We start from the raw sequence: 24,155 nt of genomic DNA, 5'->3' as shown, positions 1-24,155 counted from the left end.
TTACACGCCCTCCGTGTCTACTTCATATACATCGCAGACCTCATCAGGCTTGAGTTTTAGTCTGGCAGACAAAAATGCTTCAATATCAAAGGTATTTCGCTTGTCTGCATCAGCTGTGTATTTGAAATTAGGGTGCTTGGTGATGTCGTACTTATCCGAAAGAAAAGGGCGCACACCGCGCAGCTGCAAGATGCACTTGCCGCCATCCATAACAGCAAGCTCATCCTGGCTCATCAGCTCTTTCCCCAATTTTTGATAGTTGAGAGAGTGGGAAGTTTCCCGGCCACGGCTCTCTCCGGTGTTGTAGGTGTCGATGGTTTCCTTGCCCAGCACGGCAGCCAGCTCTTTGAGGGTAGTCGGCTCTTTACCGCCCAGGAAGATGGAAGTATCCATGTTTCCGATAATGGTATCGGCGTTGTCCTTATAAATCGCCTTGAGCTGACTCTGCGCCTGCAACACCAGACAGGCGGAGATCTCACGGCTTCGGATGGTGGCCACCAGCTTTTCCAGACGAGGAATCTGCCCGATATTGGCGGCTTCATCAATGAGACAGCGCACATGGACTGGAAGCCTGCCGCCATACACATCGTCGGCTTTTTCGCAGAGCAGATTGAAAAGCTGGGTATAACACATGGAGATCAGGAAGTTAAAGCTGTCATCTGTATCACTCATAATGAGAAACAGGGCAGTTTTCCGGTCTCCCAAAGTATCAAGCTCCAGCTCATCATAAGCCGTGACCTCACGCAACTCTGCAATGTCGAACACGGCAAGGCGAGCGCCGCAGGAAATCAAAATCGACTTGGCTGTTTTTCCGGCGGCCAGCTTATATTTCTTATACTGGCGCACCGCAAAGTGGTTTGGCTTCTCGGCTTCCAGTGCATCAAACATCAGGTCTACGGGGTTTTTGAACTCCTCGTCATCCTCACGGACTTCCATGGCGTTGATGAACTCAATGAGGGTGGAGAAGTTTTGTTCCTCCACCGGAGCCTCATAATGGATATAGCCAATAAGCGCGCAGTACAACAAGGTTTCTGCTTTTACCCAGAAATCGTCTCCGGCCTTGCCTTCGCCTTTGGTATTGGCGATCAGCGTTGTTACCAGCTTCAAGATGTCCTTTTCGCTATGGATATAGGCGAAAGGGTTATAGTGCATGGACTTCTTGAAGTTAATGGTATTTAGGACCTTGATTCGGTACGGCTCATAAATGACCTTGCCGTGCTTATCCTTCATAGGCTTTCCGTCTTTCCCCAGCTTGGGTGCGCCCCTTTGGAGCATTTTTCCGCACTCCACCAAAATGGTTCCCTTCGGGTCTGTGACCACATAGGAACTGTGCATCTGCATCAGATTCGGTTTGAGCCAGAAGCGGGTCTTACCGGAACCGGAGCCGCCAATCACCAGCACATTTTTGTTTCTGGCGGTCTTTGGGTCCTTGGGGCGGCTGTTCATTGTCAGGCTCTCCGTTTTCGTCAGAATCACATTGTTCTGGAATACCGGGTCGATGTAGGGTGTAATGTCCTCATGGGTTCCCCACCGGGCGGAACCGTATTCCATGCCGTGCCTGTACTTCTTGGCGTTCTTGCTTTTCAGGTACACAGCCAGCCGCAGGCCGCCGCAGCAGCACAGGCCCACCAGCAGGTCCAGCGGGTGCAGGCTGGGCCACCAGCTGGCCAGCGCCACCGGCAGCGTGGAGAAGAACGAGAGCATTTTTGCCGAAGCGTCCGCACCCACGGCCATCCGCCACGCTTCACCGAAGTTGGTGGAGAAAAGCCCCATCAGGATATACGGCAGATTCAGCAAAATGAGCTTTTTGATGTTCAGCTGCTTTTTCATCGTTCCAGCTCCTTCCGCTTGTTCCGGTCCACGACGGCGTGTTTTACCAGTTCTTTGAACTGGCTCAGCTTTGCCAGCACGGACGAGCGCTCGGATTTCTCCGCCTTTCTGACCTTTTTCCCGGTGTACTCGGTAAAAGCAGCGGTCAGGGCATCCGCGTCCCGACCCTTGAAAAAGATCAGGTACTTGGGTGGGGAGCTGCTGCGGTCCTTCTTCACCGCATAGTCCACGCCGTATTTCCGGGCGATCTTCTCAAACTCCTTGATGGAGGGGTCGGTGATCTCGATGTTGGAAACCCCTTGGTTTTGACCAATCAGCTGTTTCACCGTCTGCTTGCCCTGGGGCTTCACAGGCGCGTCACGGCTTCTCTGCTTTTGCAGCTTCTTTTCCTTGCGGTGGGCAAGGTACTTGCTGATGGCGGCTTTGAGCAGCCTGCCGGTGAACTTTGTTCCGCTGACAACCAGCGTTAAAGTCCTGTTTTCCACTTCTTCCTGCATTTTCATCGCCTCCTTTCCACAAAATGTGCAGGGGTGGTGCATTTATTTCTAAGGCGGGACCACCAGCCGCCGGAGAAGGTATTTCTTCATCGAACCGCCCTCAACGAATTTGCTCAGAACGGTCATAGAGCAAATCTCCATTTCTGACCTTTGCATGACTGAGAATCTTGATCTGTCCCTTTGCCTGACTGTTCAGAGCTTTTTCATAGCCCTTATCTGACAAAAACAGGCGGGTTCGTTCACCTTTCCAGCCCACCGGGGAGTCATGCGTCAGCACATCAAAAATAATCATGTGCCGGGTGTTCTCAGCAAATCGCTGGAGATCCATGTAGTCATGGCCGTGATAGTTCTGCGCTCCAGCTTTCTGGCGCATTTCTTCCATCAGCTGACCGATTGTTTTGCCTTCTGGCATAAAACTCACTTCCTTTCCCACTCTCATACAACCATCAAAATCATGTCTCTCAGCTGAGCAAAGTAGAGTTTGCCTTGCGGGGTTATCAGCGTATAGGAGCCGATATGCCCGTGATTGCAGTAGTCTTTGACACAAAACAGTCCTTCATTGGCTGGCTTTGCATAGGGCAGTACATTACCGGATGCGGTGCGGTACACAAAACGCTTTTCCAGAAGGAAACGGACAAACCGACGCTCCGGGACAAGCAACTCTTTGGCGGTGGTGCGGAGGTTGGTACTGTGATTGAGGTCGATGAACAAATCATAAAAGGCTGCCTTACTCTCCAGCAGGGCATTTTCCTCTCGTAGCGACGCATTTTCTTCCCGCTCAGCAAGCAGCTCGGAGCAGAGCTTTATCAGAGCTTCCGGAGAAGTGGCTATCTCCCACAACTTCTCTTTTGTGAGATAGGCTCCGTGCTTGCGAATGGCAGGTAGAACTTCATCAAACACCCATTGTTCAAACCGTTCCGCTGACGGCAGTTTACTATGGGCGATCAGACGATATAGATCACCTTCGGGGATAAAGAGCATTTCGACCATTTGTACCGCGGGGCTTCCATCTGCCTTTTTCCCAGTCTGGACCCCTATGGAACATTTCGTTCCACCCCTGGTATGGTCGCGGACGGCTTTGCGTGGATTGGTATATCCCAGCGCTGTTGCCACATCTGTACCGCAAAATAATACTTTGCCATTCTGTTCCAAAGTGCGAATGCTTCCGAACTCTGGACTATTGAAAATTTCAATCTGATTCATGCTGTGCCTCCTTTGGTGTAATACAAAAGCGGCTGATTACCAGCCGCCTGCGTGCATATCGTGATTTACCAGTGAAGTGTAGTGGTTATTCATGGTGGTAGGAGCGTTGAACAGCACTGCAAGCAGGTACTGCTTGATGTTGTGTACCTGGGTGGTGTTCTTTTGCAGACAGTCCATGACAAACTCGATGTGAGAGCTGTCCAGCTTCAAAAAGCGGGAGCGTACAATTTCATGAGGAAAGTCCGCACCAGAGATCCGGGTGGTCTTTCGTTTGGCACAGACCGTTTCTACCAACAGCTCTACGATCTCATTCAGGTCATCCAGGTAGAGAGGATAACGCTGCTTCAGACAATCATACTCGATATTCTCCAAAATCAATTCCCGATAATTTTCTATCTCTGTGACAGACATCGCATCCCTTCCTTTCCGTTCCGGCGGTATTACCGCCGCTGTTTCCCGGAAGGGAATGGAATCGGTATTTGATCCATGAGTATTTTGTTTTTGGGTATTTGATTTCTTAGTATTTAATTGTGTTGGATTTTCCGGTAACGGATTTACCGCTGACGGGTTTACCGTTATCGGGTTTTCCGACAACGGCTTATCCAACATCGGTTCTCCCTCGATGGGACGCTCAAAAATGGTATACTCATTGGCTGCGAATTTACCAGAAGCATCAGTTGTCTGTCTGCGCCGAATGTATCCGGCTGTTTCAAGCTCATTGACAGCAGAGCGGATTGCATCTTTGCTTTCTCGATTGATATAGCTGAGTCCTGACAGCGTATAATCCCAGTCATCAGGCAGAGATAACATTTGCGACAAGAGACCCTTTGCCTTCAAAGAAAGTCGTTTGTCTTTTAGATGAAAATTGCTCATAACCGTGTAATCGCCAGTGCGTTCTACACGAAAAACAGCCATTTACTTCACTCCTTTCATTTCTCAGGTATGAAAAAAGCCGCAATTCATAAAAGAATTGTGGCAGCGGTTAGGGTCTGTCTGTATCTTTTTTCTTGCGTCGGTAGAGGCGTTTTGGCATTGGTGGTTTATCAAACAGATCCCTTTCCTGAGAAAATGGTAAGGTTTGAAAAACACGGTCAATCTCGGTGGATTCCATATCACGCTGTGAGCGGCAATCTTCTTGAATAGCTTCTCGGATTTCTCTTACAGTACACATATTCATTCCTTTCCTTTCGTTGTATCGGTTATGAACGACGGTGTTTTTTAGGCTTGAAGTCGAGGATATGCCCCTCAATAACATGAGCATATCTCTTAATTTTGATTTCTCGACGCTGCTGGCTTTGCAGAGCTGACTGATACCCGTCCTCTGTGAGAAAAAGCCTCATTTCGTCACCAGGTTCTCCATAAGCAGTAGGGCGCAAGACAGTAAACTCAATCATCCAGCAAGTGCTGTCCCAAAATCGCTCCACTGCAAGAATGTTGTGGCCTTTCAGCTCCCTTGCTGCAATATCTTTCATAGGCTCTCCCTTCATCGTTCCTGATCTCGTTGGCGTTTTTTCTGCCATTGTTCCAGCAGTTTAATAATGGTTTCCTGCATTTTGGCCGGTGTATAGCTTTTGGGGAAATACTTTCGCAAGGTATCGCTGCTCAAGGTCACTTTATCCAGATCAGCCTTTTTTTCCTCTGACATGATGGCAAGCATCACATCTTCTGACAATTTCCCTTCCTGGCTGAACTTTTTCATTCGCTGAGCCTGAGAGAGAGAAGGGGTAGCCTGCTCATAGTCCATTGTTTCCACCAGCATTTGCTGTTCGTCCGTTTTCAAAAAAGAGAGTTCATAGGCTGGGTTAAATGCGATTTTCTTTTCATCCACCATATCCAAAAGCTCTGGAATCAGTTCAGTCAAACGAACATATCGCATTACCTGGATACCGCTTCGTTCACCGGCTTCTTTTGCCACCTGGTCTCTGGCACTCAACTTCTGTTCAACTTGAACAGAAGTCAGGTCTGTTCTTGCTCCTTGATGTTTAATGGCTTCCAGCTTCATTTTGTAGGCAAAGGCCCTTTCACTGGGGAGCAGATTTTCTCGCTGCAAATTGCTGTCAACCATAATAATTGTGGCAGCATCGTCATCCAAGTCGCGCACAATGACAGGCATGGTTTCTTTTCCGGCCAATTCGCTGGCTCTGCGGCGTCTGTGACCGGCTACCAGCTCATAACCGCCATCAGGCAGTGGTCTGGCAATCGCAGGAACCAACACACCATACTTTTTGATGCTGTCTGCGGTTTCTATCATTGCATCATCATCCTTGACCTTGAAGGGGTGATCCTTGAACGGATGCAGTTCAGATAGGGGAATTTCCTGAATTTTTTCCAGTTGCTCGTCTTGCCGACTTTCTTCTGTAGAAAACAGGTCATCTACTGAGGCCAGCTCTATTTTTTTCGCGCTGCTTTTCAAGTTTCAATACCTCCTTCGTCAGATTTTTGTAGCCCTCAGCCACTTTGCCATTAGGATCATGGGCATAAATGCTTTTTCCTTCAGCACTGATTTCTTTAGCCCTGACAGAATGAGGAATTTCTGATGTAAACACCTTGATCTTACTGCCATAGGTTTCGCGCAGAAGAGCGGAGATTTCTTTGGCAAAATTGGTTCGGCTGTCTACCATCGTCAGCAGAATCCCATCAATTTGCAGCTTGGGATTGATTTGTCTGCGAACCTTATTGATAGTTTGCAAGAGCTGCTCCAAACCTTTAGCTGGAAGATACTCTGCCTGGACGGGGATTATAACCCTATTAGCGGCAGCCAGTGCATTGACCGTAAGCATACCCAGGGAGGGCTGGCAATCAATAAGGATATGGGAGTATTGCCCCTTCAGCGTGTCCAGATATTGTCGCAGAATGGTTTCTCGGCTCATAGCGTTTACCAGAGATACCTCCATACCAGATAGCTGGATGTCCGCAGGCATCAGGTCTACGCCCTCAGGGTGGTGCAGGATACCCTCGCCGGGACGAATTGGTTCATCCATCAAAATACGGCCCATAGCGTCTGACAGTGTAAAGGGCAGCTTATCAGGCTGAGGATTGCCCAAGCTGATGGTCAGGCTTCCCTGTGGGTCTCCGTCAATCAGAAGGACTTTCTTCCCGGACTGCGCCAGACCAATTCCAAGATTGGCACAAGTGGTTGTTTTGCCGACACCACCTTTTTGGTTGGCTATGGCAATAATCTGTGTATTCATGATTTCACCTCATTTCTTTCTAAGTTTAGATATGAAAAAAAGTGCCTGCTTTACCTTTCCTGAGAAAGATAAAACAGGCACTTTCACTGGCTCAATACCTCTTGTAATGAACCTCTATGTATGGTAAACTATGTCCACGATACCATGAATATAATTAAGTCTCGACGGGAATTGAACTTTTGGCTAACGCCAAATTTCGCGCCTTTGCAAACAGAGTGCAAACAATAGGGGGCTAAAATCCTTTGTTTTTGCTTGATTTTGCTTGTACAAGGTTTATAGAGAACATGGAGAAAAGCCTTGATATAACTGCATTTTCTTTATCCCTGTTGATAGGGAATATATGCACTGGGTCCATCTCCTAAGCGGTAGGCCACCAGTTAGAGTCTGGTCAGGGGTGCCAAGTCAGCCGCTGTAAGCCAGTTTTCGGCTTACAGCGGCCTTCTTATCCGTTCCACCGCATTCCAGCGGCTGCCAGGTGCCTTTCATAGCGCGGTCCCTGCAAAAACTCCGGCTGATGTGCGATCCGCAAACTGCTGGGGCATCCTCTCAGGCCGCCTCCAGGCGCTTTTATACCCTCGTCCTCCTGCCGTTCTGCTGGATGGCGGCCCTGCGGCACGCCGCTTCCCGGCACAAAAAAAGAGGCGCCCCCGGCTAATGGCCGGGGACGCCTTTTCACATCCAGCGGAGACGGTGCTCTGCCGGAAGATCAATTCAGCACTTCTCGAACACGGTGGCAACGCCCATGCCGCCGCCGATGCACAGAGTAGCCAGGCCCTTCTTGGCCTCGGGCCGCTTCTGCATCTCGTGCAGCAGGGTCACGATGATCCGGGCACCGGACGCGCCGACGGGGTGGCCCAGGGAGATGGCGCCGCCGTTGACGTTGACCTTGCTCATGTCAAAGCCCAGCTCACGGGCCACGGCGATGGACTGGGCGGCGAACGCCTCGTTGGCCTCCACCAGGTCGATATCGTCGATGGTCACGCCGGCCTTGGTCATGGCCTGACGGGAGGCGGGCACGGGGCCGACGCCCATGATCTTGGGATCCACGCCGCCCTGGCCCCAGCCGATCAGCTTGGCCATGGGCTTCAGGCCGTACTTCTCCACAGCCTCACCGGAGGCCAGCACCAGTGCGGCGGCGCCGTCGTTGATGCCGGAGGCGTTGGCGGCAGTCACGCGCTGCTGACCCTTGTCGTCGGTCTCCTGGATGCCGGTGGGCTCAAAGGTGTGGACCACCTGGGGATTGGGGGACTCGGGGCCCACGGGGAAGGCGCCCTTCAGCTTGGAGATGCCCTCGGCGGTCACGCCGGCACGGGGGAACTCGTCCACCTTGAACTCCACGATGTCCTTCTTGACCTTCACGGGCACGGGGACGATCTCAGCCTCGAACTTGCCAGCCTTCTGGGCGGCCTCGGTCTTCTGCTGGGAGGAGGCGGCGAACTCGTCCATCTCCTTGCGGGTGATGCCCCAGATGTCCGCGATGTTCTCAGCGGTGGTGCCCATGTGATAGTTGTTGTAGGCGTCCCACAGGCCGTCCTTGATCATGGTGTCGATCATCTGGGTGTGACCCATCCGGGCGCCGTAGCGGCCGGTGGGAACGGCGTAGGGAGCGGCGCTCATGTTCTCAGTGCCGCCGCAGACAACCACGTCGGCGTCGCCGGCCAGGATGGAGCGGGCGCCCTCGATCATGGACTTCATGCCGGAGCCGCAGACCATGCCCACGGTGTAAGCGGGGACGGAATAGGGGATGCCGGCCTTGATGGAGGCCTGGCGGGCCACGTTCTGGCCCTGGGCGGCGGTCAGGATGCAGCCAAACATGACCTCATCCACCTGCTCGGGCTTCACGCCGGCACGGTTCAGAGCCTCTTTGATGACGATGGCACCCAGATCGACGGCAGGGGTGTTCTTCAGCGCGCCGCCGAAGGAACCAATCGCGGTTCTGCAGCAATTCACAACATAGAGCTCTTTCATGATCTTCCTCCGTTTTTATAAAAATATGGGATTGGCAGCTCCGACGGCTCTTCGTCAGGCGCTGCCGCAGACGCCAATCACAAGTTGAGGGTGGCGGCGAGAGTTTGTCAAAAGAAAAACATGATTGCCAAATTTTTGACAAATGCTCATACACCAACCGCTTGCTGATTTGATTATACTGGGTTTTTCCTGCCCCGTCAATGCAAATTTCTGTGAAATTCGAAAATTTGTTAAAACTTTATCAAAACCTCTGCGAATTTCGTCATTTTGCCAAAATTGGCACAAACACCCATCAGGCAACCTCTCCGCCGGAGGCATCCAGCTCCGCCCGGGCGGCGATGAGCTCGTCGTAAAACCGGCTCACATCCAGGTCCGCATAGGTGCGGGTGGTGGAGATGTCCGCGCTGTCCGCCGCAGCCTGGAGCAGGGCGTCGAAGTAGTCCGGGGCCACGGCCTCCAGGTCCACGTGCTTGCGCAGAATCAGGTAGAAGCCGTCATCCGCCTCCACCACGCCGCTGAACTGGCCCTCCTCCAGGGCCTGGGCCGCCTCCTCGCAGGCGGCGGGCAGCGTGCCGTCCCCCACAGTGAAGGTGTATCCGGACGGATGCTGGTCCCGGTCCGTCTCATCGCTGTAAGTGGCGGCCAGGACAGCAAAGTCATGGGCAGGGTCCGCGCTGCCGTTCAGCTTGGAAAAGGCCTCCTCCGCCCTGGCCCGGCAGGCGGCCACGGCCTCCGCGTCCGCCGGGTCCGCGGCGGCGGTGGAGAGCCAGATGTGGTCCACGGTGAGGTAGCCCTGCTCCTGGGCAAAGGTCTCCAGGTCATGCTCCGCGGGGGCCAGCTCGCTGCCCTCCGTGCAGTAGAGGTCGTACAGGTGCTCGTAGAGATAGTAGTCCCCGGAGATGGCCTCCGCTTCCGCCCGGTCCAGCCCCATGCGGGCCAGCACGGCCAGATAGGCCTCCTCCCCGCCGTACTGGGCCGCCCGGGCCGCCCACTCCCGGTCCATGGCAGTCCGGTCCTCGTCGGTGAGGGTGCAGCCGTAATCCTCCGCCCAGGTCTCCACTGTGGCGTACAGGGCGGCGTTCTGCAGCGCCTGGTCCTTGGCGTAATCCTCCAGGCTCTGGCCGGAGACAGTGTCCCCCCACTGGATCCCCTCCCCGCTGTCGTAGTAGTCGGCAATGTAGTCGCAGGCGTAGGCCAGCCAGTAGAGGTATCGCTGGGCGGACACGTCCCGCCCGTCCACGGACAGCAGCACAGTGTCCGGACGGATGCCGGACGCCTCGCAGAGAAGTCCCCCCTCTGTGTCTCCGCCCCCGCAGGCGGTGAGAGAGATGGCGGCCCCCAGGGCCAGGCAAAAAGCGATGCATCGTTTCATCACGGTTCTCCTTTGTCATTCCTCGCAGATTCCGTGGAAACGCCCCGCACAGGACAGGCGGGGGACGTCCCACCGCCACCATCCTATGCGGGGCATGGCAAAAACATGATGAAACTTACGGGGTCCCGCCCGCGGCCTCCTCCGCGGCCAGCTTCAGGTCCTCCACCAGGTCCCGGGCGGCCTCCAGCACATCCTCCCCGGGCTTGAGCTTCAGGGTGAGGGCAGGGATCTCCCCCGCCGCCAGCGTCAGCCGCTGGCGGTACTTGGCGTGGCCGCACACCGCCACCAGGGCCTGTGGGTGGAACACTCCCAGCTGCAGCCGCAGGAGGCTGCCCTTCTGGGAGATATCGGACACGCCGGCCTTGGCCGCGGCAGAACGCAGCAGGGCCACGTCCAGCAGGGCCAGAACGGACTTGGGCGCCTCGCCGTAGCGGTCCAGCATCTCGTCCAGCAGATCCGAGGCGTCCTCGTCCGTGCGGATGGCGGCGATGCGGCGGTACAGGTCCATCCGCTGTTCCGCCGAGGGGACGTACCGGTCCGGGATATGGGCGTTCACCGTCAGGTCGGCGGCACACTCCGTCTCGATCCGCTTCTCCTCGCCACGCTCCTCCAGGACGGCCTCCTCCAGCAGCTTCAGGTACAGGTCGTAGCCTACGCTCATGAGATACCCAGACTGCTCCGGCCCCAGCAGGTTCCCCGCGCCCCGGATCTCCAGGTCCCGCATGGCGATCTTGAAGCCAGAGCCGAACTCCACATACTCCCGGATGGCCGCCAACCGCTTGGCGGCGGTCTCCTGCAGCACCTTGCCCCGGCGGTAGGTGAGATAGGCGTAGGCCCGCCGGGCGCTGCGGCCGATGCGGCCCCGGATCTGGTGGAGCTGGGCCAGCCCCATCTTGTCCGCGTCCTCGATGATGAGCGTGTTCACGTTGGGGATGTCGATGCCGGTCTCGATGATGGTGGTGCAGACCAGGATGTCCGCCTCCCCGTCCACCATGGCCTGCATGACGGAGGACAGCTCCTGCTCCGTCATCTTCCCGTGGCCGGTGACGATACGGACCTCCGGCCCCAGCATCTTCTGGAGCCGGGCGGCGGTGGCGTCGATGCTCTCCACCCGGTTGTGGAGGTAGTATACCTGGCCGCCCCGGCCCAGCTCCCGGCGGACGGCATCCTCAATGATGGCCCAGTCGTGCTCCAGCACATAGGTCTGCACCGGCTGCCGGTCCGCCGGGGGCTCCTCCAGGGTGGACATGTCCCGCAGGCCCGAAAGTGCCATGTTCAGCGTCCGGGGGATCGGAGTGGCGGAGAGGGTCAGCACGTCCACCTGGCGGCTCATCTCCTTCAGCCGCTCCTTGTGGGTGACGCCGAACCGCTGTTCCTCGTCGATCACCAGCAGGCCCAGGTCTTTGAACGCCATGCTCTTCTGCAGCAGCTTGTGCGTGCCGATCAGCAGGTCCACGCCGCCGTTTTTGGCGGCCTCCAGGATCCGCTTCTGCTCCCTGGCGGGGGTGAAGCGGGACAGCACCTCGATCTTCACCGGAAAGTCCCGGAACCGGCTGACAGCGGTGGCGTAATGCTGCTGGGCCAGGACGGTGGTAGGCACCAGGATGGCGGCCTGTTTCCCGTCCAGGATGCACTTCATCACGGCCCGGAGTGCCACCTCCGTCTTGCCGTAGCCCACGTCGCCGCATAGCAGCCGGTCCATAGGCCGTGGCTTCTCCATGTCCGCCTTGATCTCCGCGATGCACCGCAGCTGGTCGTCGGTTTCGGTGTAGTCAAAGGACTCCTCAAATTCCCGCTGCCAGGGGGAGTCCGGGGAGAAGGCGAAGCCCGGCCGCTTCTGCCGCTCGGCATACAGCGCGATGAGGCCCCTGGCCAGATCCTTGGCGGCCTTCTTGGCCTTGGTTTTCTGCCGGGTCCACTCGGCGCCCCCCAGCTTATTGAGCTTGGTGCGCTCGGTGTCCTCGCCTCCGCCGATGTACTTGCTCACCAGATCCAGCTGGGTCACGGGGACGTACAGGCAGTCCCCGCCGGCGTAGTCGATCTTGATGTAGTCCTTCTCCACGCCGTCCACCGGCATCCGCTGGATGCCCACGAACCGGCCCACGCCGTGGTGCTCATGGACCACCAGGTCTCCGGGGGACAGGTCGGTGTAGGACTGGAGCTTCTGCCGGTTGGAGTCCTTCTTCACCCGCTGGCGCTTGCGCATGGCCGGGGCCGTCAGCTGGCCCTCTGTCAGCACCGCCAGCTTCAGCGCCGGCCACTCGCTGCCAGCGGACAGGGCCCCCAGGGAGAGGCGCACCTCCCCCGCCGCAGGCATGGCGGCGCCGCTTAGATCCAGGGTGGCCGGGATGCCCTTCTCCTCCAGCAGCCGGTGGAGATTCTTCGCCCGGGTCTCCCCACCGCAGAGCACCAGCACCGCGCTGCCGGAGGAGCGGTAGTGCTCCAGATCCGTGACGGCGGTCTCCAGGCTGCCGCCGTAGGAGCTGAGCTGTTTGGCATTCATGGTCAGGAGGCCCCGGGGCCGCAGGGGGTGCCGGGAGGTGGGCAGAGAGTCCTCCAGGATCACGGGGAAGTCCTCCAGCGCGGCGTACAGTTCCTCGGCGGTGAGGGTCAGATGGGCGTACTCCCCCGCCAGCACCCCGGCGGACAGCAGCGCCTCCACGTCCTGCTTCTGCTGGAGGACCGTGTTCTTCACCCGCTCGTCCACCCGGCCGCTCTCACTGAGGAACACCACCGCGTCCGGAGGCAGGTAGTGGACCCCGGCGGTGACAGTCGGATAGATGGCTGCCAGATACCGGTCCGCCGCCCCCGGGGCCGCGCCGCTGCGCAGCCGCTCCGCGTCCTCCCGCAACGTCTGGACGATGGCCTCCGTCTTCTGCTTTTTCGCCAGCTTCTCCGCCAGGGCGGTCAGCTGGTCCGCAAGACCGGGCAGGCCTCCGGGGGCGCAGTGGGGCAGCACCTCCGCCGCCGGCAGGATCCGGGCGGAGGACACGTTCCGGGTCCGCCGCTGGGTGCCGGGGTCGAAGGCGCCCATGGAGTCGATCTCATCGTCAAAAAACTCGCACCGCACCGGCTGGTCCATCAGGGGAGAGAACACGTCCAGAATGCCGCCCCGCAGGGCGAACTGGCCCACGCCCTCCACCTGCTCACAACGGGTATACCCGGCGGAGAGCAGTTGCTCCGCCAGCGCGCCCAGCTCTGCCTGCCCCCCCACCTCCAGGGTGATGGCCAGGGATCGCAGGGTCTCCGGCGGCAGGGTCCGGGCCATGAGGCCGTCCGCGGTGGCCACCACCACCGGCGCGTCCCCCTGGGCCAGGGCGTACAGCGCCGCCAGACGGCTCCGCTCCCAGTCCCGAGAACCCACGGCCCCGGGGCGGAACTGCCACTCCCGGCCCAGCAGGGTCACGGGGCGGCGGCCCGTCAGGGTCTCCAGATCAGCGGAGAGGACCTGGACCTCCCGCTCGTCCCCGCAGAGGAACACCGCCGGACGGCCGCAGGCTGCCGCCACCGCCGCGCCCACGCAGGCCCGCTGCACCGGCTGGAGGCCGCTGACCGCCGCGGGACAGCCGCCCTCCTCCACCCGGCGGATCAGCTCCGCCGCCTCGGGGATAGTCTGCAATTGTCTCAGAAACTGTTCCATAGGATGTGGTCCTTGTCAACATGAAAAATTGGGAAGACTCTCTGGGCGCCGGGCTGCTTCCGGGCGCATGGCCCGGTGGGCGTTCTCCGCCCGGCGCCTGTTTGGAGGCAGGGGCTGTAAAGCGGATGGACATGATTCTCCCACCCAGGTCATATCCACCGGCACGATCCGGGAAAATGGATCCGTCCTTAGTGTATTCCCCTTTACCGGGCGCCATGCCCGGCGGCAAAAAGAGGCGCGGCGAGCCGCCCCATTGGACGGCCCTCATTCAATTGAAGTCATTCATGGCCTTCTGACAGCCATGTTCAATGATACATTCCGCCGCGTCGATGGCCCGGCGGAAGCTCTCCACCAACACCTTCCGCTCCGCCTGGGAGGGCACGCCGATGACCCAGTCGATCATGTCGCCCCCTTCGCCCGGCGCGCCGGTGCCGATCTTGATCCGGGGGAAGTCCTGGGTCCCCAGGTGGGCAATGATGTTCTTGATGCCGTTGTGCCCCCCGGCGGAGCCGGTGGGCCGCACCCGCAGCTTCCCCACCGGCAATGACACATCGTCATAGATCACCAGCACGTGGTCGGCAGGGATCTTGTAGAACTGCACCGCCTCCCGCACCGCCTCGCCGGAGAGGTTCATATACGTCTGGGGCTTCATCACCAGGCACTTGGCCCCGGCGAAGGGGATGATGTTATAGGCGGATTTGAACTTGACCTTGTTCAGCTTCACCCCCGCCTGCTCCGCCAGCAGGTCCACGGTGAGAAAGCCCATGTTGTGGCGGGTGTGCTCATACTTGGCCCCGGGATTTCCCAGGCCCACCACCAGCCAGTCCACGGCGGCGGATTTGGCGCCTAACAGCATGAAAAAAACTCCTTTGCAACGTCAGCCAAGGCGGGAAAGTTCCCTTCCCCGCCTTGACCAGTCCATTATTGATACGCAGAAATGCCGGAGCTCCGCCGCTTCTCAGCGGAACAGCTTGGAGATGGAGATCTCCTGGTAGATACGCTCGATGGCCTCTGCAAACATGGGGGCCACCTGCAGGTATTTGATCTTGCTGCTCTTTTTGGGATCAATGGCGGGGATGGTGTCCAGCAGGGCCAGCTCGGTGATGACGCTGTCGTTGATCCGGTCAATGGCCGGGCCGGAGAGCACGCCGTGGGAGGCGCAGGCCTGGACGCTCTTGGCGCCGCCCACCTCGATCAGGGCCTTGGCGGCGTTGCACAGGCTGCCGCCGGTGTCCACCATGTCGTCGAAGAGGATGCAGTCCTTGTCCCGCACGTCGCCGATGACGTTCATGACCTCGCAGCTGTTGGCCTTCTGCCGGCGCTTGTCCACGATGGCCAGATTCATGTGCAGCTTCTGGGCAAAGGCCCGGGCCCGGGACACAGAGCCCACGTCGGGAGAGACCACCATCATGTTCTCGCACTCGGAGCCGTACTTCTTGGCGTAGTAGTCCACAAAGATGGGGTTGCCCGCCAGATTGTCCACAGGAATGTCGAAGAAGCCCTGGATCTGGGAGGCGTGCAGGTCCATGGTCAGCACCCGGTCCGCGCCCGCGGCGGTGAGCATGTTGGCCACCAGCTTGGCGGTGATGGGGTCACGGGCCTTGGCCTTGCGGTCCTGCCGGGCATAGCCGTAGTAGGGGATGACCGCGGTGATGCGGCCGGCGGAGGCGCGCTTCAGCGCGTCGATCATGATGAGCAGCTCCATGAGATTGTTGTTCACCGGGGTGCAGGTGGACTGGACCACGAACACGTCGCTGCCGCGGACCGTCTCGTACAGGGAGACGAAAATCTCCCCGTCGGAGAAGGTACCGACCTCCGCCTCGCCCAGTTTGGTTCCCATCAACTTGCAGATCTCCTCCGCCAGCTTCGGATTCGCGTTGCCGGAAAACACCTTGATGTCCTTGCCGTGAGAAATCATTGTTTGAACGCCCTCTTTCTATGTTCTGAATGTTCTTGGTTTCTGTCAGTAGGATCGATCAGCCGAAGGAGCATCAGTGCTCCTGCCCGTACAGCTTCCGCCGCCGTTTGGCCCACCCCTCCTTGTTCTCCTGCTTGGCCCTGGCCACGGCCAGCGCGTCCGCGGGCACATCCTTGGTGATGGTGGCACCCGCCGCGATATAGGAACCCGCGCCCACAGTCACCGGCGCCACCAGATTGGTGTTGCAGCCGATGAAGGCGCCGTCCTCAATGGTGCAGCGGTACTTCTTCACGCCGTCATAGTTGGTGGTGACGGTGCCGCAGCCGAAGTTGACCTTGCGGCCCACGTCGCTGTCCCCCACATAGGTCAGGTGGGAGATTTTGGTGCCGTCACCGATGGCGGAGTTCTTCACCTCCACAAAGTCACCCACCTTGATGTCGTCCCCGATGGCGCAGCCGGGGCGCACGTAGGCAAAGGGCCCCACGTGGGTGCGGCTGCCGATGGTGCTCTCGTTCACCTGGGAGGCATTGATCTCTGTCTCATCGCCGATGACGCAATCCCGCACCACGGCATTGGGACCGATGGTGCAGCTGCAGCCGACGGCGGTCTCCCCCCGCAGGATGGTGCCGGGCAGGAGCATGGTCCCTCGGCCGATGGTGACCCGGGGGTCGATATACACCGCGTTCGGGTCCAGCACCCGGACGCCGGCGCGGATGTGCCGCCGGACGATCCGCTCCCGGAGCAGGGGCTCCAGCTCGGCCACGGTCTCCAGACTGAAAACCGGCACCCAGCCGGGGATCAGCTCCGCCGCGGAGACGGCATTGGTCATCTTCTCCTGCCAGACCGCCTGGAGCTCGTAGCCGGCGGCGCCGTAGACAAAGCCGGGGCCCGCCTCCTCCATGGGAAGGGCGGCCCGGACAAACACGGCCACCGGGTCCGGCGTGTTCAAAAAGTCCAGCAGCTCGCTGTGTTGCTCAGAGATGGTCACGTCTGCGTCCTCCGGGAAGCAGGCGCGGACCTCCTGGGCAAAGCGGGGGCTGGAGACAGCAAAAAACCGCTGCACGCCGTCGGCCAACAGCTTGTCACTCATCCATTTTAGGATCGGGCAAAATAACACGGCTTCCAGCATCAGCGGTTTGGAGTGCGCCGGGAGGGAGGAGTCCTCTTCCAGAAAAAACACGGCGCGCTGCGGAAAATCCATGGGTTTTCTCCTCCTTGTTCGTTCGTATTTTTTATTATAACAAATATCTTGGGAAAATCCAGTATTTCCGGCGAATTTATAAAAGAAATTTCCTCCAGATTTTTCTTGTACAGGGACGTTTTTTTGTGGGAGACAACAGATCCGCTCCTGCGGCGCCCCCTCCTTCTGTCATTTCCGGCATTTTGCAGAAATCCAGCTGGATTTGTCGTGATTTTTTCTAAAAATCCGGTTTTCTTCACACATTACAGTTGAATTTGCCGGGGCGACGCGGTACAATGTGTTTTGACTGCATGAAAAGAGGGGGACAGCTGTCTATGCTTCATATCGTACTGGTGGAGCCGGAGATCCCACAGAACTGCGGCAATGTCGCCCGCACCTGCGCCGCCACCGGCAGCCAGCTGCACCTGATCCGCCCCCTGGGCTTCGACATCTCGGAGAAGGCCGTCCGCCGCGCTGGCCTGGACTACTGGAACCTGGTGGAGGTTTTTGATTACGAGAATCTGGAGGACTTTTTCCGCCGCCGCCCCGAGGCGGAGCGGGACCTGTGGCTCACCACCACCAAGGCGCCCCGGTCCTATCAGGAGGCCCGGTTCACCGCCGACAGCTGGCTGTTCTTCGGCAAGGAGACCGCCGGGCTGCCTCTGGCTCTCCGGGAGCGGTACCGGGACCGCTGCGTCCGCCTGCCCATGGTCAGCGAGGCCCGCAGCCTGAACCTGAGCAACACCGTGGCCGTCTGCGTCTACGAGGCGCTGCGGCAGAACGGGTTTCCGGGCCTGCTGGGAACCGGCGAGATGGCCTGGGGCTGAGCCCCGCCGGGCGGCGCCGATTCCGCTGGGGAGGCCCGGCTGCTTTTGCAGGGCGCGGAGCGGCCTTGCATTGCAGGGGGGGCGGCCGGGGGTGAATTTCCATCCTTCGGTCCATACTAGTCCCTGAACGCGCTGACACCGCCGCCGAACGCCTCTGCGGCTTCGGCTGCGTTGGAATGAATCATGAGGAATCCAATGGAACGAGATCAGATAGGAGGACATCTCAGATGAATACCCATAAAAAGACGGTCCGGGATGTGGAGGTACGGGGCAAAAAGGTCCTGCTCCGCTGCGACTTCAACGTCCCCCAGGACAAAGAGACCGGCGCCATCACCAGCGACAAGCGCATCGTGGCGGCGCTGCCCACCATCCAGTATCTGCTGGAGAATGGGGCGGCGGTCATCGCCTGCTCCCACCTGGGCAAGCCCAAGAACGGCCCCGACCCCAAGCTGAGCCTAGCCCCGGTGGCGAAGCGCCTCAGCGAGCTGCTGGGCCGGGAAGTGATCTTCGCCCATGACGTAGTGGGCCCCGACGCCCAAACCAAGGCGGCCGCCCTGCAGCCGGGACAGATCCTGCTGCTGGAGAACACCCGCTTCGAGCCCGGCGAGACCAAGAACGACCCGGAGTTGGCCAGGAAGCTGGCCGACATGGCGGATCTGTATGTGTCCGACGCCTTCGGTGCCGTGCACCGGGCCCACGCCTCCACCGCCGGCGTGGCGGCGTACCTGCCCGCCGTCTCCGGCTTCCTGATCCAGAAGGAGCTGGAGTTCCTGGGCGGTGCCATCGCCGATCCCAAGCGGCCCCTGGTGGCCATCTTAGGCGGCAGCAAGGTCTCCTCCAAGATCGGCGTCATCAACAACCTGCTGAACATCGCCGATACCATCATCATCGGCGGCGGCATGGCCTATACGTTCTCCGCCGCCCAGGGCGGCAAGGTGGGCGACAGCCTGCTGGAGGCCGACTGGGAGAGCTACGCCAATGAGATGGTGGAGAAGGCAAAGGAGAAGGGCGTAAAGCTGCTGCTGCCGGTGGACACCGTCTGCGCGGACGCCTTCGCCCCCGACGCCAAGAGTCAGGTGGTGAAGGCCGGGGAGATCCCCGACGGCTGGCAGGGCCTGGATATCGGTCCGGAGACGGTGAAGCTGTACTGCGGCGCCGTGGCGGACGCGGGCACCGTCATCTGGAACGGCCCCATGGGCGTCTTTGAGTTCCCGGCCTTCGCCAAGGGCACTGAGGCTGTGGCCGAGGCCCTGAGCCGTACGGACGCCATCACCATCATCGGCGGCGGCGACAGCGCGGCGGCTGTGGAGCAGCTGGGCTACGCCGACAAGATGACCCACATCTCCACCGGCGGCGGGGCCTCCCTGGAATTCCTGGAGGGTAAGGAACTGCCCGGCGTGGCCTGCCTCCTTGATCAGTAAGCTGCTGTGCCGCCGATCCACCGTTGCGGCATTGCGTTTCCCGGTTCCTCCCGGAGCCGTCAATCGCGCCGCTGGAATTTTTGGAGGGCAAAGAGCTGCCCCGCGTGGCCTGCCTCCCGGATGCTTAAAGAGGGGGACTGTGTCCCCCCTTTACATTCCTCCTCACCAATCTGCGGACTGGTGACACCGCCCAGGGCGGCTGAGGCAAAGTATTTTCGCCACGCACGCCCTGAGGCGAAAATGAATTTGAATGTTGCGGCCGCTTGCGGCGGCCGCGCCGAATCCGTCCCCAAACGCGCTTCATTTGACTTGACAAACGGGCTGGAATTCTGTATAAAAAAAAGGGCCTTTCGGGGAAAATGCCCTGGAAACGGCCAAAACCTGCGCATCAGATCGCGGAGAACGCGATTGCGGATAGATGAAGACATAAAGGAGAAGAGATCACCATGAATCGCAGATATCGCAAAACGGTTATCGCCGGAAACTGGAAAATGAACATGACCGCCACTGAGACGAAGAAATTCGCCGAGGAACTGAAGAAGATCATGCCCCGGGCCAAGTGGTGCGACACCCTGATCTGTGTCCCTGCCTGCAACATTCAGACCGCCGCCAAGGCGTTCAAGGACCTGCGGATCTCCGTGGGCGCCGAGAACGTGTACTTTGAGGAGAAGGGCGCTTACACCGGCGAGATCTCCGCCGACATGCTGAAGGATCTGGGCGTGAAGTACGTCATCGTGGGCCACAGCGAGCGGCGGCAGTATTTCTGCGAGACCGATACCACCGTCAACAAGAAGGTCCACGCCGTGCTGAACGCCGGCATGAACCCCATCATCTGCGTGGGCGAGAGCCTGGAGCAGCGGGAGACCGGCATCACCGACGAGTGGATTGCCCTTCAGGTGAAGAGCGCCCTGTACGGCGTGCCCGCCGACAAGCTGCGCCGCTGCATCATCGCCTATGAGCCCATCTGGGCCATCGGTACCGGCAAGACCGCAACTGCCGAGCAGGCCGGCGAGGTCTGCACCAACATCCGTGCCACCATCCGCAGCCTGTACGGCGCCCGGGTGGCCCGCAGCGTCACCATCCAGTACGGCGGCTCCATGAACCCCAAGAACGCGGCGGAGCTGCTGGCCCAGCCGGACATCGACGGCGGCCTGATCGGCGGTGCCGCCCTGAAGCCCGACCAGTTCGTGGACATCATCAACGCAGCCAACCAGGAGTGAGCTCCGGCAGAGCGGTTTTGTGAGAAAGCGAGCGAGACGAGATTTCAATGAACAAAACACCAACAACCCTCATCATCATGGACGGCTTCGGCCTGCGGCAGGAGACGGAGGGCAACGCCATCCGCGCCGCCGCCACGCCCCGGCTGGACCAGTTTTTCCGGGAGTATGCCCACACCACGCTCCGGGCCTCCGGCCTGGACGTGGGCCTGCCGGACGGGCAGATGGGCAACAGCGAGGTGGGCCACACCAACATCGGCGCCGGCCGGGTGGTGTTCCAGGACCTGCCCCGGATCACCAAAGCCATTGCCGACGGGAGCTTTGATGAAAATCCCGCCTACCGGCACGCCATGGACGCCTGCCTGGAGAAGGGCACGTCCCTGCACCTGATGGGCCTGCTGTCCGACGGCGGCGTCCACTCCCACCTGGAGCACCTGTTCGCCCTGCTGCGGCTGGCGAAGCGAAGGGGCCTGGAGCATGTGTATCTCCACGCCTTTCTGGATGGGCGGGACGTATCCCCCACCTCCGGCGCAGACTTTGTGGCGCAGACCGTGGCACAGTGCCGGGAGATCGGCGTGGGCAAGATCGCCACGGTCATGGGCCGGTACTATGCCATGGACCGGGACAAGCGCTGGGACCGGGTGGAGGCGGCTTACGACGCCATGGTGTACGGCGAGGGCGCCGTGCAGAATCCAGACCCGGTGGCCGCGGTACGGGAGTCCTATGACCGGGGCGTCACCGACGAATTCGTGGAACCCGTGGTCTGTGATGCCGAGGGCACCATCTCCGACAATGACAGCGTGATCTTCTTCAACTTCCGGCCCGACCGGGCCCGGGAGATCACCCGGACCCTGGTGGACCCGGAGTTCGACGGCTTCACCCGCCAGTTTTTCCCCGTGACCTTCGTGTGCAACACAGAGTACGACGCCTCCATGCCCAATGTGGAGGTGGCCTTCCCCCGGGTGACGGTGCGCAATGGCCTGGGGGAGTATCTCAGCCAGATGGGCATGACCCAGCTGCGGATCGCGGAGACGGAGAAGTACGCCCATGTGACCTTCTTCTTCAACGGCGGGTCCGAGACTGTCTTTCCCGGTGAGGACCGGGTACTGGTGCCCTCCCCCAAGGTGGCCACCTACGACAAGCAGCCGGAGATGAGCGCGGCGGAGGTGACGGACAAGTGCGTGGAGCGCATTGAGTCCGGCGCCTATGACGTGATCATTCTGAACTTTGCCAACTGCGACATGGTGGGCCACACCGGCGTCTATGACGCGGCGGTGAAGGCCGTGGAGACCGTAGACAGCTGCGTGGGCCGGGTGGTGGACGCCACACTGAAGATGGGCGGCATCGCCATGATCACCGCCGACCACGGCAACGCCGAGCAGATGGCGGAGCCGGATGGCAGCCCTATGACCGCCCATACCACCAATCCCGTGCCTTTCATTCTCTGCGGCGCGGGGACCGAACTGCGCCCCAATGGCCGCTTGGCGGACATCGCCCCCACCATGCTGGACGTGATGGGCCTGGCCTGTCCAGAGGAGATGGACGGCAAGACGCTGATCGTGAAGTGACCAATTTCTGAGAGAAAAGAGACCGCTGGAAAGCGGTCTCTTTTTGTATAATTCCTGGAAATCCTGCCCATACTTCCCTCAGACCCAAGATCGAGGGAGGTATGATACATGGCAAATAAAGTCAAATCCCTGCTGGGCGGGCCAGGCTTTTACGCGGTCCTAGCCCTGTGCGTCCTGGCGGTGGGCGTGGGCGGCTACTTTCTGCTGTTTGGGGAACCGGCCCAGACGGAAGCGCCCACCGGCCCGGACACGGCAGCCTCCGCACCGGTGGAGGACCTGCCGGAGCACGAACCGGTGGTGGAGACCGTGCCTCCGGAGGAACCGGAGGAGGAGACGGAGCCCGTCGTCATGCCGGAGGTGACCATCCCGGTGGATGACACGCCCGTGGTGGCAGAGGAGCCCCATGTGGTGGTCCTGCCCATCCAGGGAGAGGTGCTGACGGCATTCTCCGTGGACCAGCTGCTGTACAATGAGACGCTGGACGACTGGCGGACCCACGACGGGGTGGATATCGCCGCGGCGGAAGGCGATGCCGTCCTGGCCGCCTGCGCCGGGACGGTCTCCTCCATCACCGACGATCCCCTGATGGGCACCACCGTGGTGATCCAGCACAGCGGCGGCTATGAGACCACCTATGCCAATCTCCAGGCGGAGCCCGCCGTGGAGACGGGCGACACGGTGTCCGCCGGGCAGACCATCGGCGCAGTGGGAACCACCGCCGCGGCGGAGGCCGCCCAGGGCGCCCACCTGCACTTCTCCGTTGCAAAGGATGGGGAAGCTGTGGACCCGGACGCATTTCTCAACAGCTGACGCAGCAGCGGCGGAACGGCCTTTGCCGTTCCGCCGCTGTTTTCTCTGGAGTCAGGCCGCCCGGCTGCCGATCCGCTCGGCAACGGCCCGCATGGTCCGGCGCAGGAAGATAGCGCTCAGTACCAGGGACACCAGTTCGGAGATGGGGAAGGCCAGCCACACCAGCGTCAGGACGCCGGTGTGGGACAACAGCCATGCCACCGGCAGCAGCACCACCAGCTGGCGGCACACAGAGGTAATCAGACTGTACAGCGGGTTGCCGATAGCCTGACACACGGAACCGGCAATGATGTCGAAGCCCGCCAGCACGAAGGACACGGAGATGATCCGCAGAGCCACGGAGCCGATGGAGAGCATCTCCTCCGAGGCGTTGAAGAACATCAGCAGCTGCTGGGGGAAGAGCTGGAAAATCAGGCATCCCACAGCCATGATGGCCATGGCGGTGCAGATGGTCAGCTTGATGGTCCGCTTCACCCGGGGCAGGCTGGCGGCGCCGTAGTTATAGCTGACGATGGGCACCATGCCGTTGTTCAGGCCGAACACCGGCATGAAGACGAAGCTCTGAAGCTTGAAGTATGCGCCGAACACGGCGGTGGCCGTCTTGGTGAAGGAGAAGAGGATCTTGTTCATGCCGAACACCATCGCGGAGCCGATGGACTGCATGACGATGGAGGGGAAGCCCACCCGGTAGATCTCCGCCGCCACCTTGCCGTGCCAGCGGATCTCCCGGGGCAGGATGTGGATGTCCGGATTGCATTTGAGGTTCAGCACCAGGGCAGCGGCGGCAGCCACAATCTGCCCTGCCACCGTGGCAATGGCGGCGCCGGCCACCTCCATCCGGGGCAGGCCGAACCAGCCGAAGATCAGGATGGGGTCCAGCACGATGTTGATGAGGGCGCCGGTAAGCTGGGTGCACATGGCCAGGAACGTGCGGCCGGTGGACTGCAGCAACCGCTCAAAGCAGAACTGGCTGAAAATACCGATGGAGCAGCCCAGGCAGATGGAGGCGTAATCCACGCCGTAGTCGATAATCACCTGTTCTCCCCCGGCCTGCAGCTCAAAGAAGGTCCGGGAGAAGAAGATGCCGATCAGGGCGAATAGCGCGAAATTGCACAGGGCCAGAAAGATGCCCGTGTTGGCAGCCCGGTCCGCCATGGCCTGATTCTTCTCTCCCAGGGACCGGGAGAGGAGCGCGTTGATGCCCACAGCGGTGCCTGCGCCGAAGGCGATCATCAGGTTCTGCAGGGGGAAGGCCAGGGACACGGCATTCAGGGCATCCTCGCTGATCTGTGCCACGAACACGCTGTCCACCACATTGTAGCAGGCCTGGACCAGCATGGAGATCATCATGGGGACCGCCATGTTGGTCAGCAGCCGTCCGATGGGCAGCACGCCCATCTTGTTCTCCTGGGGCGCCGCGCCCTGGGGGAATTTTTCTGCCATGGAAATTCCAACATCCTTTCTCATTCAGAGAGACGTGACACGGGGACCACCCCGCGCCACGTCTCATATT

21 protein-coding genes are annotated in these 24,155 nt (G+C 59.8%); 5 read left to right on the top strand and 16 right to left on the bottom strand.

Annotation, left to right across the window (positions count from 1 at the left end):
- From DN611_RS01170 to DN611_RS01100, 15 genes are all read right to left on the bottom strand, one after another.
- Positions 1 to 1,830: a VirD4-like conjugal transfer protein, CD1115 family gene (locus tag DN611_RS01170; RefSeq protein ID WP_119310451.1), complete on the bottom strand. Its 1,830-nt coding sequence runs from the start codon at positions 1,828 to 1,830 to the stop codon at positions 1 to 3.
- On the bottom strand, positions 1,827 to 2,327 hold the full coding sequence (locus DN611_RS01165) for a PcfB family protein (RefSeq protein ID WP_119310450.1): 501 nt from the start codon (positions 2,325 to 2,327) through the stop codon (positions 1,827 to 1,829). Before DN611_RS01165 ends, DN611_RS01170 begins: the two co-directional genes overlap by 4 nt.
- Before the next feature lie 100 nt (positions 2,328 to 2,427).
- The gene (locus DN611_RS01160) at positions 2,428 to 2,739 is read right to left on the bottom strand and encodes a DUF5720 family protein (protein WP_024738869.1); all 312 of its coding nucleotides are present in this window, start codon (positions 2,737 to 2,739) and stop codon (positions 2,428 to 2,430) included.
- A gap of 23 nt (positions 2,740 to 2,762) precedes the next feature.
- Positions 2,763 to 3,530, bottom strand: coding sequence for a BRO family protein (locus DN611_RS01155; RefSeq protein WP_002589066.1), 768 nt, complete (start codon positions 3,528 to 3,530; stop codon positions 2,763 to 2,765).
- A gap of 36 nt (positions 3,531 to 3,566) precedes the next feature.
- Positions 3,567 to 4,445 carry a DUF6017 domain-containing protein gene (locus DN611_RS01150; RefSeq protein WP_006059572.1) on the bottom strand — a complete coding sequence of 293 codons (879 nt, stop codon included), beginning with the start codon at positions 4,443 to 4,445 and terminating at the stop codon, positions 3,567 to 3,569.
- Between the two features lie 67 nt (positions 4,446 to 4,512).
- A complete protein-coding gene (locus DN611_RS01145; protein WP_083830145.1) occupies positions 4,513 to 4,701 on the bottom strand; it encodes a hypothetical protein in 189 nt (62 codons plus the stop codon).
- Between the two features lie 28 nt (positions 4,702 to 4,729).
- Positions 4,730 to 5,002, bottom strand: coding sequence for a DUF5720 family protein (locus DN611_RS01140; protein WP_002589068.1), 273 nt, complete (start codon positions 5,000 to 5,002; stop codon positions 4,730 to 4,732).
- 11 nt (positions 5,003 to 5,013) lie between these two features.
- On the bottom strand, positions 5,014 to 5,943 hold the full coding sequence (locus DN611_RS01135) for a ParB/RepB/Spo0J family partition protein (RefSeq protein ID WP_009298709.1): 930 nt from the start codon (positions 5,941 to 5,943) through the stop codon (positions 5,014 to 5,016).
- Complete coding sequence (locus tag DN611_RS01130) at positions 5,900 to 6,721, bottom strand: ParA family protein (RefSeq protein ID WP_002569249.1); 822 nt, start codon at positions 6,719 to 6,721, stop codon at positions 5,900 to 5,902. Before DN611_RS01130 ends, DN611_RS01135 begins: the two co-directional genes overlap by 44 nt.
- Positions 6,722 to 7,432: 711 nt before the next feature.
- The gene (locus DN611_RS01125) at positions 7,433 to 8,689 is read right to left on the bottom strand and encodes an acetyl-CoA C-acetyltransferase (RefSeq protein ID WP_021751364.1); all 1,257 of its coding nucleotides are present in this window, start codon (positions 8,687 to 8,689) and stop codon (positions 7,433 to 7,435) included.
- 292 nt (positions 8,690 to 8,981) lie between these two features.
- A complete protein-coding gene (locus DN611_RS01120) occupies positions 8,982 to 10,061 on the bottom strand; it encodes a peptidylprolyl isomerase (RefSeq protein WP_119310449.1) in 1,080 nt (359 codons plus the stop codon).
- 115 nt (positions 10,062 to 10,176) lie between these two features.
- Entirely contained in the window at positions 10,177 to 13,701 is a 3,525-nt protein-coding gene (gene mfd / locus DN611_RS01115; protein ID WP_119310448.1) for a transcription-repair coupling factor, read from the bottom strand.
- Between the two features lie 268 nt (positions 13,702 to 13,969).
- The gene (pth, locus tag DN611_RS01110; RefSeq protein WP_021748687.1) at positions 13,970 to 14,557 is read right to left on the bottom strand and encodes an aminoacyl-tRNA hydrolase; all 588 of its coding nucleotides are present in this window, start codon (positions 14,555 to 14,557) and stop codon (positions 13,970 to 13,972) included.
- A gap of 102 nt (positions 14,558 to 14,659) precedes the next feature.
- Positions 14,660 to 15,619 (bottom strand): ribose-phosphate pyrophosphokinase, encoded by a 960-nt coding sequence (locus DN611_RS01105; RefSeq protein WP_021748686.1) that lies wholly within the window; start codon positions 15,617 to 15,619, stop codon positions 14,660 to 14,662.
- A 73-nt stretch (positions 15,620 to 15,692) separates the two neighbouring features.
- Positions 15,693 to 16,820: a glucosamine-1-phosphate N-acetyltransferase gene (locus DN611_RS01100; protein ID WP_025545410.1), complete on the bottom strand. Its 1,128-nt coding sequence runs from the start codon at positions 16,818 to 16,820 to the stop codon at positions 15,693 to 15,695.
- Positions 16,821 to 17,134: 314 nt separating this feature from the next.
- Between DN611_RS01100 and DN611_RS01095 the strand changes: the two genes are divergently transcribed.
- From DN611_RS01095 to DN611_RS01075, 5 genes are all read left to right on the top strand, one after another.
- Positions 17,135 to 17,626, top strand: coding sequence for a tRNA (cytidine(34)-2'-O)-methyltransferase (locus tag DN611_RS01095; RefSeq protein WP_119310447.1), 492 nt, complete (start codon positions 17,135 to 17,137; stop codon positions 17,624 to 17,626).
- Positions 17,627 to 17,853: 227 nt separating this feature from the next.
- A complete protein-coding gene (locus tag DN611_RS01090; RefSeq protein WP_119310446.1) occupies positions 17,854 to 19,047 on the top strand; it encodes a phosphoglycerate kinase in 1,194 nt (397 codons plus the stop codon).
- A 446-nt stretch (positions 19,048 to 19,493) separates the two neighbouring features.
- Positions 19,494 to 20,267: a triose-phosphate isomerase gene (tpiA, locus tag DN611_RS01085; RefSeq protein ID WP_021748680.1), complete on the top strand. Its 774-nt coding sequence runs from the start codon at positions 19,494 to 19,496 to the stop codon at positions 20,265 to 20,267.
- A gap of 47 nt (positions 20,268 to 20,314) precedes the next feature.
- Entirely contained in the window at positions 20,315 to 21,832 is a 1,518-nt protein-coding gene (gene gpmI / locus DN611_RS01080) for a 2,3-bisphosphoglycerate-independent phosphoglycerate mutase (RefSeq protein ID WP_021748679.1), read from the top strand.
- A gap of 108 nt (positions 21,833 to 21,940) precedes the next feature.
- Entirely contained in the window at positions 21,941 to 22,642 is a 702-nt protein-coding gene (locus DN611_RS01075) for a M23 family metallopeptidase (protein WP_119310445.1), read from the top strand.
- 51 nt (positions 22,643 to 22,693) lie between these two features.
- Here the strand turns inward: DN611_RS01075 and DN611_RS01070 are convergent, their stop codons facing one another.
- Positions 22,694 to 24,085, bottom strand: a complete 1,392-nt coding sequence (locus DN611_RS01070) for an MATE family efflux transporter (RefSeq protein WP_036631364.1) — start codon at positions 24,083 to 24,085, stop codon at positions 22,694 to 22,696.
- Positions 24,086 to 24,155 lie beyond the last annotated feature (70 nt).

Origin of the sequence: Oscillibacter sp. PEA192, from assembly GCF_003574015.1 — a bacterium.
Classification (GTDB): domain Bacteria; phylum Bacillota; class Clostridia; order Oscillospirales; family Oscillospiraceae; genus Oscillibacter; species Oscillibacter welbionis.
This window is presented reverse-complemented; position numbering and strand designations above follow the sequence as displayed.